Annotated in this window: 12 protein-coding genes and 1 pseudogene; 12 read left to right on the top strand and 1 reads right to left on the bottom strand. The window is 65.0% G+C overall.

What is annotated here, in order from left to right; translation table 11 throughout:
* The first annotated feature begins 9 nt into the window (after positions 1 to 9).
* The 11 genes from rplT (at position 10) to MTR65_RS11265 (ending at position 11,666) form a co-directional block, all read left to right on the top strand.
* Positions 10 to 369, top strand: a complete 360-nt coding sequence (gene rplT / locus MTR65_RS11315) for a 50S ribosomal protein L20 (RefSeq protein ID WP_039389117.1) — start codon at positions 10 to 12, stop codon at positions 367 to 369.
* 203 nt (positions 370 to 572) lie between these two features.
* A complete protein-coding gene (locus MTR65_RS11310; protein WP_243800191.1) occupies positions 573 to 1,421 on the top strand; it encodes a helix-turn-helix domain-containing protein in 849 nt (282 codons plus the stop codon).
* A gap of 89 nt (positions 1,422 to 1,510) precedes the next feature.
* On the top strand, positions 1,511 to 2,608 hold the full coding sequence (gene pheS / locus MTR65_RS11305) for a phenylalanine--tRNA ligase subunit alpha (RefSeq protein WP_243800391.1): 1,098 nt from the start codon (positions 1,511 to 1,513) through the stop codon (positions 2,606 to 2,608).
* A 23-nt stretch (positions 2,609 to 2,631) separates the two neighbouring features.
* Positions 2,632 to 5,043 carry a phenylalanine--tRNA ligase subunit beta gene (gene pheT, locus MTR65_RS11300; protein ID WP_243800188.1) on the top strand — a complete coding sequence of 804 codons (2,412 nt, stop codon included), beginning with the start codon at positions 2,632 to 2,634 and terminating at the stop codon, positions 5,041 to 5,043.
* 37 nt (positions 5,044 to 5,080) lie between these two features.
* Positions 5,081 to 5,971: an aldose 1-epimerase family protein gene (locus MTR65_RS11295; RefSeq protein ID WP_226632313.1), complete on the top strand. Its 891-nt coding sequence runs from the start codon at positions 5,081 to 5,083 to the stop codon at positions 5,969 to 5,971.
* A 117-nt stretch (positions 5,972 to 6,088) separates the two neighbouring features.
* Positions 6,089 to 6,841, top strand: coding sequence for an SDR family NAD(P)-dependent oxidoreductase (locus tag MTR65_RS11290; RefSeq protein ID WP_243800186.1), 753 nt, complete (start codon positions 6,089 to 6,091; stop codon positions 6,839 to 6,841).
* A gap of 95 nt (positions 6,842 to 6,936) precedes the next feature.
* Positions 6,937 to 8,475: a peptide chain release factor 3 gene (locus tag MTR65_RS11285; RefSeq protein WP_243800184.1), complete on the top strand. Its 1,539-nt coding sequence runs from the start codon at positions 6,937 to 6,939 to the stop codon at positions 8,473 to 8,475.
* A gap of 107 nt (positions 8,476 to 8,582) precedes the next feature.
* The gene (locus tag MTR65_RS11280) at positions 8,583 to 9,284 is read left to right on the top strand and encodes an endonuclease/exonuclease/phosphatase family protein (protein ID WP_243800182.1); all 702 of its coding nucleotides are present in this window, start codon (positions 8,583 to 8,585) and stop codon (positions 9,282 to 9,284) included.
* Positions 9,285 to 9,432: 148 nt separating this feature from the next.
* A complete protein-coding gene (locus tag MTR65_RS11275) occupies positions 9,433 to 9,771 on the top strand; it encodes a P-II family nitrogen regulator (protein ID WP_039389106.1) in 339 nt (112 codons plus the stop codon).
* A gap of 14 nt (positions 9,772 to 9,785) precedes the next feature.
* The gene (locus tag MTR65_RS11270) at positions 9,786 to 11,123 is read left to right on the top strand and encodes an ammonium transporter (protein WP_243800179.1); all 1,338 of its coding nucleotides are present in this window, start codon (positions 9,786 to 9,788) and stop codon (positions 11,121 to 11,123) included.
* A 204-nt stretch (positions 11,124 to 11,327) separates the two neighbouring features.
* Positions 11,328 to 11,666 (top strand): P-II family nitrogen regulator, encoded by a 339-nt coding sequence (locus MTR65_RS11265; RefSeq protein WP_226632318.1) that lies wholly within the window; start codon positions 11,328 to 11,330, stop codon positions 11,664 to 11,666.
* Positions 11,667 to 11,858: 192 nt separating this feature from the next.
* On the opposite strand, the gene MTR65_RS11260 is transcribed toward MTR65_RS11265, so the two are convergent.
* Positions 11,859 to 12,293, bottom strand: coding sequence for a protein tyrosine phosphatase family protein (locus MTR65_RS11260; RefSeq protein ID WP_243800177.1), 435 nt, complete (start codon positions 12,291 to 12,293; stop codon positions 11,859 to 11,861).
* A gap of 298 nt (positions 12,294 to 12,591) precedes the next feature.
* Here MTR65_RS11260 and MTR65_RS11255 point away from each other — a divergent pair.
* Positions 12,592 to 12,808: pseudogene (locus MTR65_RS11255) on the top strand (cold-shock protein); the annotation flags it as partial.

Genomic DNA, 12,808 nt, shown 5'->3' with positions numbered 1-12,808 from the left:
TACTGACCAATGAGCCGTATCAAGCGTGGTGTTACCACCCGTGCCAAGCACAAGCGTATTCTGGATCAGGCCAAGGGTTACCGCGGCCGTCGCAAGAACACGATCCGCGTTGCCCGTCAGGCCGTCGAAAAGGCTGGCCAGTACGCGTACCGTGACCGCAAGGTCAAGAAGCGCAATTTCCGCGCCCTGTGGATCCAGCGCATCAACGCAGCTGTCCGCAACGAAGGTCTGACCTACTCGCAGTTCATGCACGGCGCCAAGCTCGCCGGCATCGAGCTCGACCGCAAGACCATGGCCGACCTCGCCATGAACGAGGGTGCGGTGTTCTCGACCGTGATCGCGCAGGCCAAGGCCGCGCTTCCGGCGTAAGTATAGGATCGGATACGGGGCGTCTCTTCGGAGCCTCCCGTGGACGAAGCGCAAGGGCGCGGGCAGCAATGTCCGCGCCCTTTCCTTTAGGGGTATACTTACCCTCCTTTTAACCCTTGTAACTTTTACTTAACCGCCAGAACTTTCTCGGCTATGGGTCGTGCATGACGGCACGCTGTAAAGTTACGGCTAATTACTTAGATGTGGCTCCGGAACTGCATCGCTACTTTGCGAGCGTCTTTCTGATCGAGATCGACGTGTCCGATGGCGGGATGGTCGAGGACTTCATGTTCCCGGACTGGGCGACCATGCGTTTCAATGCGCAAGGGGTTGTGGGAGGCACCACCCGTTCGGGGGAGGCTCTGCCCGGTTCGCGTTTCGTGGTGTCCGGCGCGCGCTCGCAGGAAGCCTATGTGCGGACCGGCAGCGTGCGGCAGTGGGGCGTGCTGATCCACCCGCTGGGCTGGGCGCTGCTCGTGGGCAAGCCTGCGCGCGATTATGCCAACCGCCTTGTCGACGGCATGGCCGATCCGGCCTTCGAACGTTTCCGCCCCCTGGCCGACACGCTCGCATCGGGTGCGCTTGATCCGAAGGGTGAGCTGTGCCGGATTACCGAGTTTTTCATGGGGCTGGAGCCGATCGACGACCCGGCCGCAGGCACGATTGCGGCGGCCTACGAGGCGATCCTGGATCCGGAGGTGAGTAGTGTGGAGGGGCTCGCCGAACGGGCCGGTGTCACGCGCCGCACGTTGGAGCGGCTGTGCCAGCGCGCCTTCGGCTTTCCGCCCAAGCTCCTGCTGCGCCGCCAGCGCTTCCTGCGCAGTCTTGCGCATTTTGCAGCCGACCCTTCGCTAAAGTGGATCGAGGCGCTCGATCCGGGCTACTGCGATCAGGCCCAGTTCGTGCGCGACTTTCGCGAGTTCATGGGCATGACGCCCTCCGAATACAGCCATCGTTCCAAGCCTTTCGTCGATGCTGTGCTGAAAGAGCGGGCGCGCTACATGGTCGAGCAAGTGGGCCCGCGCGGCGGCACGCGTTCGCTGGTCGCCTGATCGGCGGGCGCTCCATCGTTGCGCTTCGCCGGAGAGGCTCCTAAAGGACCCCGCTCAGGACATTGACCAAAGAACAGGCAGAACTCGACGTGGACTACGCAGCAACAGGCCAGGACGCCCTTTCGCGCATCGAAGGGGCCGGGGATCTCGATACGCTGGAAGCCCTGCGCGTCGAGTTCCTGGGCAAGCAGGGCTCGATCTCGGGCCTGCTCAAGACCCTGGGCAAGATGACCCCGGACGAGCGCAAGGAAGAGGGGCCCAGGATCCACGCCCTGCGCGAGAGCGTGACGGGCGCCATCGCCGCGCGCAAGGACGCGCTTGAAAGCGCCGCGCTCGAAGCGCGCCTCGCCGCCGAGACGATCGACCTCTCGCTCCCCGCGCCCGAAACGCCGCGTGGGTCCGTCCACCCGATCTCGCAGGTCATGGATGAACTCGCCGAAGTCTTCGCGGACCTGGGCTTTGCCGTCGCGACCGGTCCTGAGATCGAGGACGACTGGCACAACTTCACCGCGCTCAACATGCCCGAGACGCACCCCGCGCGCGCGATGCACGACACCTTCTACTTCCCCGACCGGGACGAGAAGGGCCGTGAGATGCTGCTGCGCACGCACACCTCGCCCGTGCAGATCCGCTCGATGATCGAAAAGGGCGCGCCGATCCGCATCATCGCGCCGGGCCGCGTCTACCGCTCGGACAGCGACGCCACGCACACGCCGATGTTCCACCAAGTCGAAGGCCTCGTCATCGACAAGGGCATTCACCTTGGCCATCTCAAGTGGACGCTGGAGACCTTCCTCAAGGCCTATTTCGAGCGCGACGACATCGTTCTGCGCCTGCGCCCCAGCTACTTCCCCTTCACCGAGCCCTCGGTGGAAGTGGACGTGGGCTACAGCCAGGAGAACGGACGCCGCGTGGTTGGCGGTTCGGGCGATGCGCCGGGCCATGCCTGGATGGAAGTGCTCGGCTCGGGCATGGTCAACCGCCGCGTCATCGAAGCGGCCGGGCTCGACCCCGACGAATGGCAGGGCTTTGCCTTTGGCACCGGCGTCGACCGCCTCGCCATGCTGAAATACGGCATGGATGACCTGCGCGCCTTCTTCGACGGCGATGTGCGCTGGCTTTCGCATTACGGTTTTTCCGCCATGGACGTGCCGACCCTCTCGGGTGGCGTCGGCACCCCGGCCTGAGCGGAAAAAGAGGACTAGATACGATGAAATTCTCGCTTTCCTGGCTCAAGAAGTACCTTGAGACCGACGCCGGCATCGAGGATGTCGCGGCCACTCTCAACCGCATCGGCATCGAGGTCGAGGGCATTGAGGACCCGGCCGAGAAGCTGGCCGGTTTCCGCGTCGCCAAGGTGCTGACCGCGGCCAAGCATCCCGATGCCGACAAGTTGCAGGTCCTCTCGGTCGACACCGGCGAGGGCGATCCGCTGCAGGTCGTGTGCGGCGCGCCCAACGCGCGCGCAGGAATGCTGGGCGTGCTCGGGCTTCCTGGTGCCAGCGTTCCGGCCAACGGCATGGTCCTCAAGAAGTCGGCCATTCGCGGTGTCGAATCGAACGGCATGATGTGCTCGGTGCGCGAACTGGAACTGGGCGATGCGCACGAAGGCATCATCGAGCTTCCCGAGGATGCGCCGGTGGGCATGGCCTTCGCCGATTATCACGGCGCCGATCCGGTCATCGACGTCTCGATCACCCCCAACCGTCCCGACTGCATGGGCGTCTACGGCATCGCGCGCGACCTCGCCGCCGCCGGTCTCGGCACGCTCAAGTCGATTGATGCCGCAGACGTGGCCGGCACCTTCCCGTGCCCGGTCGAGATTCGTATCGAGGACGCCGAGGGTTGCCCGGCTTTCCATGGCCGCGTCATCAAGGGCGTGAAGAACGGCCCTTCGCCGCAGTGGCTGCAGGATTGCCTCAAGGCCGCGGGCCAGCGCCCGATTTCCGCGCTCGTCGATGCCACCAATTTCGTGATGCTGGCCTACGGCCGCCCGGCCCACGCCTATGACCTTGCGAAGCTGAGCGGCGCGATCACCGCGCGCCGCGCTGCCGAGGGCGAGAAGGTCACCGCGCTGAACGAGAAGGAATACACCCTCGACGCCAGCATGACCGTGATCGCCGACGAGGCGGGCGTCCACGATATTGCCGGGATCATGGGCGGCGAGCACTCGGGCTGCGAGGATGCGACCACCGACGTTCTCCTCGAGATCGCCTACTTCGATCCGCAGCGCATCGCGCTGACGGGCCGCGCGCTCAACCTCACCTCGGACGCGCGTGCGCGCTTCGAGCGTGGCATCGACCCGGCCTTCCTCGACACCGGCCTGAACCTCCTGACCGGCCTGATCCAGTCGCTGTGCGGCGGCGAGGCGTCCGAGGTCGTGCGCGTGGGCGCAGCGCCCGCAAGCCCCAAGATCGTCCACTTCGATCCGGCGCTCACCGGGGACCTTGGCGGTGTGGTCATCGCGCCCGAGCAGCAGCAGGCGATCCTGGAAAGCCTCGGCTTCTCGGTCGTTGGCGAACAGGCGGGCCACGACAAGGCCTGGGCGGTGACCGTCCCGGGTTGGCGTCCGGACGTCGATGGTGCGCCCGATATCGTCGAGGAAGTCGTGCGCATCTTCGGCCTCGACAACATCGAGAGTGTGGCGCTGCCGCGCGCGGATGGCGTGGCCCAGCCCACCGCGACCCCGGCGCAGAAGCTGGAGCGCCGCGTGCGCCGCGCAGCCGCTGCGCGCGGTCTCAACGAGGCGGTGACCTGGTCCTTCCTTCCCGAAGCCGAGGCCGAGGCCTTTGCAGGCGAGGAAAAGCTCTGGGTTCTGGCCAACCCGATCAGCGAAGACCTGAAGGCAATGCGTCCCTCGCTCCTGCCGGGCCTCATTTCGGCGGCCAAGCGCAACCTGGACCGGGGGTCCTCCTCGCTGCGCCTGTTCGAACTGGGCCGTCGCTACCTGCGCGGCAAGGGCGGGGCGAGCGATGAGCGCCTGACGCTTGGCGTTATCCTGGCGGGCGACAAGACTCCGCGTGGCTGGGCCACCGGCAAGGCCGTCGCTTTCGACGCCTACGACGCCAAGGCCGAAGCCATGGCGCTGCTGGCTGAGGCGGGTGCGCCTGTCGAGAAGCTGCAGGTCATGGGCGAGGCGGGCCCCCAGTTCCACCCCGGCCAGTCGGCCACGCTGCGCCTTGGTCCCAAGAATGTGCTCGCGCGCTTTGGCATGCTGCACCCGGCCATTGCCAAGCAGTTCGACATCGCGGGCAGCGTGGCTCTCGTCGAGATCTTCCTCGATGCGATCCCGGGCAAGAAGGGGGCGGCGAGCTTTACCCGCACCTCCTACACTCCGCCCGCGCTCCAGTCGGTGACGCGCGACTTCGCCTTCCTCGTCCCCGCCGAGCTTCCCGCCGCCGATCTGGTGCGCGTGGTACAGGGCGCGGACAAGGCGAACATCGTCGCGGCTCGCCTGTTCGACGATTTCCGCGGCCAGGGCGTGCCCGAAGGCCAGAAGTCGCTCGCGCTTGAAGTCACGCTCCAGCCGCTTGAAAAGAGCTACAAGGAGGCCGACCTCAAGGCGATCAGCGAGAAGGTGACGCAGGCCGCCGCCAAGCTCGGAGCCACGCTGCGCGGCTGACGCGCAGCAAGGCAACGAACGGACAGGAGACGCGCGCGTGTCGGACAGTGAACTGGTCACCATCCGCTCCGGGGACCTGACGGCCCGGATCAACCCGCTGGGAGCCGAACTGTGGTCCCTCGTCGATGGCGAGGGGCGCGAGTTCATGACCGATGGTAATCCGGAATTCTGGGGCGGTCACGCGCCGATCCTGTTCCCGATCGTCGGGGGGCTCAACAACGGGCGCTATCGCCTGAACGGCACCGAATACGAACTGCCGCGCCATGGCTTTGCCCGGCACAGCGAGTTCGAGGTGCTGATCGCCGAGGAGGAACGCGTCATGTTCAGCCTTGGCGCGAGCGATGCGACCCGCGCGGTCTACCCCTTCGAGTTCAAGCTCAATGTCAATTTCCGGCTGATCGAGAAGAAGCTGGTGATCGGCGCGGGCGTGCAGAACTGCGGCGAGGTGCCGATGCCTTTCAGCATCGGGTTCCACCCCGCCTTCGCCTGGCCGCTGCCGGGTGCGGGCGCCAAGGAGGACCACAAGATCGTCTTCTCCGAGGACGAGCCGCACCGCATCCGCCGTCTCGATCCTGACACCGGCCTGCTGCTGGCCGACCGCAAGCACTCGCCGATCAAGGGCAATTCCTTCGTGCCGCGCCCCGAGCTGTTCGAGGCCGACGCGCTGATCTGGGACAAGCTCAACAGCCGCGTGGTCAAGTTCGGCCCGACCAACGGCCCGCGCATCGCGATCAAGAGCCCCGCGCTCCCCATGCTCGGCATCTGGCAGAAGCCCGGCGCGGACTTCCTGTGCATCGAACCCTGGCAGGGCATCGCTGATCCGGTCGGTTTTGAAGGCGATTTTCGCGAGAAGCCGGGCGTGGTCTCGGTGCCGGCAGGCCAGACCCGGTTCTTCGAGCTGCACATCGCGGTTCTCGACGCGGGCTGAAGTGGCGCGCGCGGGAGTGCTTTTCCGCGCGCAATGAGGTACTTGGGGAGCACGGCGCACCGGATCGGTGCGCCGCCTGACGAATTCTACCGCCCCAAACGTGCCAAGGAGATCCCCATGAAGACTGCCCTCGTGACCGGAGCAACCTCGGGGATCGGTGCGGACACCGCGCGCGCGCTGGTAAAGGCGGGCTGGCGCGTGGTGGCGACGGGCCGCCGCGCGGACCGTCTGGCCGATCTGGTCAAGGAACTGGGCGCGGACAACGTCCACGCCTGCGCCTTCGATGTCTGCGATGAAGCTGCACGCGACGAGGCGCTGGCGCTGCTGCCCGCCGACTTCGCCGGGATCGACTGCCTCGTGAACAACGCCGGCCTCGCGCTGGGCACCAGCCCGGCGCAGGAGAGCGATCTCGCGCAGTGGAAGACCATGATCGACACCAACGTCACCGCGCTGGTCTCGCTCACCCACAAGCTCCTGCCCATGCTGATCGAGCGCAAGGGGCTGATCGTGAACTTGGCTTCGGTTGCGGCGACCTACCCTTACACCGGGGGCAATGTTTACGGCGGTACCAAGGCCTTCGTGCGCCAGTTCTCGCTCGGCCTGCGCTCGGACCTTGCAGGCACGGGCGTTCGCGTCACCTCGATCGAGCCGGGCATGGTCGAAACCGAGTTCACGGTTGTGCGCACTGGCGGCAACCAGAAGGCCTCGGACGATCTCTACCAGGGCGCGAACCCGATGACGGGCGCGGACATTGCCGAGACGATCCTGTGGGTTGCAAGCCTGCCGGCCCACCTCAACATCAATACGCTGGAGCTGATGCCGGTCAGTCAGTCCTTCGCAGGCTTCAAGGTCACGCGCGAAGAGGGTTGATCCGCCGAGGTTTTTGAGTGGGCGGGGGTCTCCCGCTCGCCTTCTTGGCTGTCCCGGCGTTGCGATACCGGGGCAGGGCGCGTAAAGGCCCGCGCATGAGCAATTCACGCCGTACCTTCGCGATCATCTCGCACCCCGACGCCGGTAAGACCACGCTGACCGAAAAGCTGCTGCTGCAAGGCGGCGCGATCCACCTTGCCGGACAGGTCAAGGCACGCGGCGCGGCGCGCCGGGCGCGTTCGGACTGGATGAAGATCGAGCAGCAGCGCGGCATCTCGGTGACGAGCTCGGTGATGACGTTCGAGCGCACCGACGCGAATGGCGAGACGGTGACCTTCAACCTTCTCGACACCCCGGGCCACGAGGACTTCTCGGAAGACACCTATCGCACGCTGACCGCGGTCGATTCGGCCATCATGGTGATCGACGCGGCCAAGGGTATCGAGCCGCAGACCCGCAAGCTGTTCGAGGTCTGCCGCCTGCGCTCGGTGCCGATCATCACTTTCATCAACAAGGTCGACCGCGAGGGCCGGGCCTGCTTCGACCTGCTCGATGAAGTGGCTGACATGCTCGCGCTCGACGTGTGTCCGATGTCCTGGCCGGTGGGCATGGGCGGCCTGTTCCAGGGCATCTACGATCTCGAGAGCGGCAAGGTCAGCCGCCCCGAGGGCCCCAGCAAGGAGTTCCTCGGCAAGGTCGACGAGAACGTGGAGCTGCCCGAAGAAGTCGCCGAGGAGATGGAGCTGGCCCAGGTCGGCTATCCCGATTTCGATCTCGAGGCCTACCGTGCGGGCGATCTGACACCGGTCTACTTCGGCTCCGCGCTCAAGAACTTCGGCGTGACCGAGCTCATCGAGGCCATCTCGCAATATGCCCCGCCGCCGCGTCCGCAGCCGACCGAAGAGGGGCCGATTGATCCCGAGACGCCGGAAGTCACCGGCTTCATCTTCAAGGTCCAGGCCAACATGGACCCGATGCACCGCGACCGCATCGCCTTCATGCGCCTCGCCTCGGGCACCTTCAAGCGGGGCATGAAGCTGACCCCGTCCGGGCTGGGCAAGGCGATCGCGGTCCACTCGCCGATCATGTTCTTCGCGCAGGACCGCGAAATCGCCGACACTGCCGAGCCGGGCGACATCATCGGCATTCCCAACCACGGCACCTTGCGCGTGGGCGACACGCTGAGCGAGAAGAACAAGATCCGCTACATCGGCCTGCCCAATTTTGCGCCGGAAATCCTGCGGCGCGTGGCACTCAAGGACCCGACCAAGACCAAGCAGCTGCGAAAGGCGCTCGACGACCTCTCCGAAGAGGGCGTGATCCAGGTCTTCTATCCCGAGATCGGCGCGCAGTGGATCGTGGGTGTGGTCGGCCAGCTCCAGCTCGAAGTGCTGATCTCGCGGCTTGAGGCGGAGTACAAGGTCGAGGCCATGCTTGAAGCCTCGCCCTTCGATACCGCGCGCTGGATCAAGGGCACCGACAAGGCGCTGGACGATTTCGAGAGCTTCAACAAGATGAACCTTGCGCGCGACCGCGACGGCGACCTCGTGTTCATGGCGCGCTCGGCCTGGGACGTGAACTACCAGCAGGAGCGCAACCCGGAACTGACCTTCAGCGCGACCAAGGAGCGCTGAGGGCGGAACTCGTGGCCTTCCCGGGGCTTGCTTAGGGAAAGGTCTTGCAAGCAAGCGCTCTGTTCCTAGCTTGGCAAGGCCTGTCCGATGCCGGGAAGGGAGCCCTCGTGCCGCTCACGTTTGCCAGCTACAACATCCACAAGGCCGTCGGTCTCGACCGGCGGCGCGACCACGAGCGGATCCTGCGCATCCTGCTGGAAGTCGATGCGGATATCGTCGCGCTGCAGGAGGTGGACCGCCGGTTCGGGCGTCGCATGGCCGCGCTTCCGCTCGATGCCATTCACGCCGCGACCGACTACACGCCGGTTCCGCTTTCGATGAAGCCCGACAGCCTGGGTTGGCACGGAAACGCATTGCTGGTGCGCAAGGGGATCGAGCTGCTTGAGGCCGCGCCCGTCGACTTGCCCGTGCTGGAGCCGCGCGGGGCGGTGCGCGCCGATCTTGCGGTGGAAGGGCGCAGGGTTCGCGTGGTCGGCATGCACCTTGATCTTTCAGGGCTCCGTCGTCGGCAGCAGGTGCGCCGCGTACTCCATCACATTGCGCAGTGCCGCGAGGAATGTCCCACTGTATTGCTCGGGGATTTCAATGAGTGGTCGCAGAAGGGCTGTTTCCGCGAGTTCGGACAGGATTGGCGGGTGCTGGCACCGGGGCGGAGTTTTCCCTCGCGCAGGCCGATGGCCCAACTGGACCGCATCATTATATCCGAAGGGTGGGAAGTTCGTGGAACAAATGTCCATCGCAGTGCGCTTTCCGCGATAGGATCTGATCACCTGCCTGTATTTGCTGCGCTTGATCTGCCTAAAAAATAGGCAGCTGCACAGGAATCGGGCTTCGCGCCAGCCGAAAATAGCGTTGCCGGTGCGTTAAGCGGCGTAAATCTCCGAATAGGTGAATTGGCATAGAACTTGCTGACCTGTTTTCAGCCGGCGTGGGGCCGGTAGCAAACAGGGGACAGGCATGAAGTTCATCATAGCCATCATCAAGCCCTTCAAACTCGACGAAGTTCGAGAAGCGCTTGGCGCGATCGGGGTCGCGGGCATGACCGTTTCCGAAGTGAAGGGGTTCGGGCGCCAGAAGGGGCAGACCGAAATCTACCGTGGGGCGGAATACTCCACCAACATGCTGCCGAAGGTGAAGATCGAAGTGGCCGCGCCGGACGAACTGGCGCCCAAGATCGTCGAAACCATCCAGCAGGTCGCCAGCACCGAGGCTATCGGTGACGGCAAGATCTTCGTTCTCGACCTCGCGTCTGCCGTGCGCATCCGCACCGGCGAGGCCGGCGATACGGCGCTTTGAGGAGGCTAACCAACATGAACCGCACGATTCTCGGCGGCGCAGGCGCTCTCACCGCGTCGCTGTTCGCCGCCATCCCCGCCTTTGCGCAGGAAGCTGCCGCGGCGGCGCCTGTACCCAACCCCGGCAACAACGCCTGGATGATGACCTCGACGATCCTCGTCCTGCTCATGATCCTGCCGGGCCTGGCCCTGTTCTACGGCGGCCTCACCCGCTCCAAGAACATGCTCTCGACCATGACCCAGGTTGGTGCTGCGGCGGCTGTCGCGATGCTTCTCTGGGTGATTTACGGCTACTCGATGGCCTTTGGCGGCGAGGGCAATGCGTTCATTTCGAACTTCTCCAAGGTTTTCCTTGCTGGCGTGACCCCGGATTCGACCGCGGCGACGTTCAGTGACGAAGTCATCACGGAATACGTCTTCATCAGCTTCCAGATGACGTTTGCCGCCATCACGGCTGCGCTGGTGTTCGGTGCGACCGTGGAGCGCATGAAGTTCTCGGCGGCCATGGTGTTCGTCATCGTCTGGCTCACCATTGTCTATTTCCCGATCGCGCACATGGTCTGGTACGACGGCGGCGAGGGGACCAGTGGTCTGATGTTCGGCTGGGGCGCCCTGGATTTCGCAGGCGGCACCGTTGTCCACATCAACGCCGGCGTCTCCGCTCTCGTGGCCTGCTTCATTCTCGGCAAGCGCAAGGGCTTCCCGACGGAGCCCATGCCTCCGCACTCGCTGACGCTGACCATGGTCGGCACCGGCCTCCTGTGGGTGGGCTGGTTCGGCTTCAACGCCGGCTCCGAGCTCGAAGCCGACGGCACCGCGGGTCTTGCCATGATCAACACCTTCGTTGCGACCGCCGCGGCAGGCCTGTTCTGGATGCTCGCCGAGCGTCTGGCGGGTCACAAGGGTTCGGCCCTGGGCTTCTGCTCGGGTATCATCGCCGGCCTCGTCGCGGTGACCCCGGCGGCGGGCAACTCGGGCCCCTTCGGTGCTATCGTGCTCGGCGCGGTCGCCTCGATCGTCTGCTTCATCATGGTCTCGAAGGTGAAGCCCGCTCTTGGCTATGACGACTCGCTCGACGCGTTCGGCATCCATGGTGTCGGCGGCATGATCGGCGCGATCGGTACGGGTATCGTCTATTCGCCGGCTCTCGGCGGCCCGGGCGGCGACGATTTCGTGATGGCGACCCAGGTCTGGATCCAGCTCAAGTCGGTGATCGTCTCGATCCTGCTGGCGGGCGTTGGCACCGTCATTGCCATCTTCGTCGCCAAGCTGATCACCGGCCTGCGCGTCAGCGAAGAGGTCGAGCACGAAGGTCTCGACATCGGCGAGCACGGCGAGCGCGCCTACAACTGATCTTACCGAATTGGCTGCGGCGGCGCAGGCCGTCGCCGCAGCCTCACTATGTTCCTCCTGCGAACACAACCTTTCCGGGCCGGACGCGTATGCGCCGGCCCTTTTTTCGTGGGGTTTTCCGGGAATTCTGGATGGATTGACGGCTCTCGTGCAGTCCCTAAGCTACCGTGATCGAGCCAGGGCCAAGCAGGATGGGGAACTGCCATGAAATTCGTGACCGCCGTGATCAAGCCGATGAAGTTCACCGAAGTGAAGGCCGCGCTCGACAAGGCGGGCGTGTCGGGCCTGACGGTATCCGAGGTGAGCGGCGTCGGGCGCCAGAAGGGGCAGACGGAAGTCTACCGAGGCGCGGAGTACACCTCGAACATGCTGCCCAAGATCAAGCTGGAAATCGCGGTCTCGGATGCGTTTGCCGACACGGTGATCGGAATCCTGCGCGAAGCGGCCAGTACGGGCGAGATCGGCGATGGCAAGGTCTTTGTGTTCGACCTCGCCGAGGTGCTGCGTGTGCGCACGGGCGAGCAGGGCGATCTCGCCCTGTGAAGCGCCGTCAGGCTTTCGAAAAGCGGACAACCTGAAGGATGTGGTCCGAGAGCCATTGCCCTCGGGCTCCCAGAATCGGCGACCTCACCTGCCGGGCGCTGCGTTGGCGCTGGAAGGTGAGGTCGCCGATTCTGTGGTCAAGGGGCGATGGCCCCTTGAAACCGTGTTCGTGTCCTTTCTGAACTAACTGCGTCAGCCCTTCGCGCTGGCCGCCAGCACGTCGACGATCTGGCGGATCGGCGAGATGTCGTAGCCTGCCGCTGCGGCCTGTGCGGCGATGACGCCAGGATTGTCACCCGACTTGGCGCGCGCGAGCGACCACAGGAGGGTCGAGCGGGTGCCCGAACGGCAGTAGCCCAGGACCGGCCCCTCGTTGCTTTCGAGCGCGGCGATCATCGCGTCGACCTGGCCTTCGCTGAAACCACCGTGGGTGATCGGGATGGCCGTGTAGGCAATCCCCGCTTCCTTGGCTGCCGCTTCGATCTCGCTGCCGGGCGTCTGGTCGTCGCTTTCGCCTTCGGGGCGGTTGTTGACGATCAGCGTGATGCCCAGGGCCTTTGCCTCGGCAATCGCGGACGTGTCGATCTGCGGGCTGGCGTACATGGAATCGGTAATTTTGGCGAACATGGATTCGAGCCTCCGGCCGGCGTTTTGCGCCTCGTAAGACGCGGAAATGATTCGCCCATCAAACGTGAGTCAGGGCTGCTGGCAACCCCCAATTTCGCGCCCAAACGGCGCAGACTGTCGGTGCCGGACCGAATTGGCGCGTAATTCCGTTCGCTATCGGGCCAAGACTCGTGTATGAATCCTAATCGCAGCAGAGCGATTGCGGAAATCGCAGGTAACTCTGGCTGACTCTCGGCACGGTTCGTCCACGTGTACGGGTGACTGCTTACTAGGGCGCATCGAAGGTACGTTCGTAAACATGGGTTTTGATAGAGGTCGTCGCGGAAGGGGACGCGACAAGCGGGATCGGTTCGGAGAGGACGAATTTGATCCCTTCTTTGCCGGACAGGACCGTTTCGGCGGTGGTGACCGTTTCGGCGGGGGCGACCGCTTTGGAGGCGGCGGTGACCGCTTCGGCGGCGGTGGCGGCGGCGGTTTCGACGACCGTGGCGGCTCGCGCGGCGGCGGTGGCGGCG

The organism is Novosphingobium mangrovi, from assembly GCF_022818885.1.
Classification (GTDB): Bacteria; Pseudomonadota; Alphaproteobacteria; order Sphingomonadales; family Sphingomonadaceae; genus Novosphingobium; species Novosphingobium mangrovi.
This window is presented reverse-complemented; position numbering and strand designations above follow the sequence as displayed.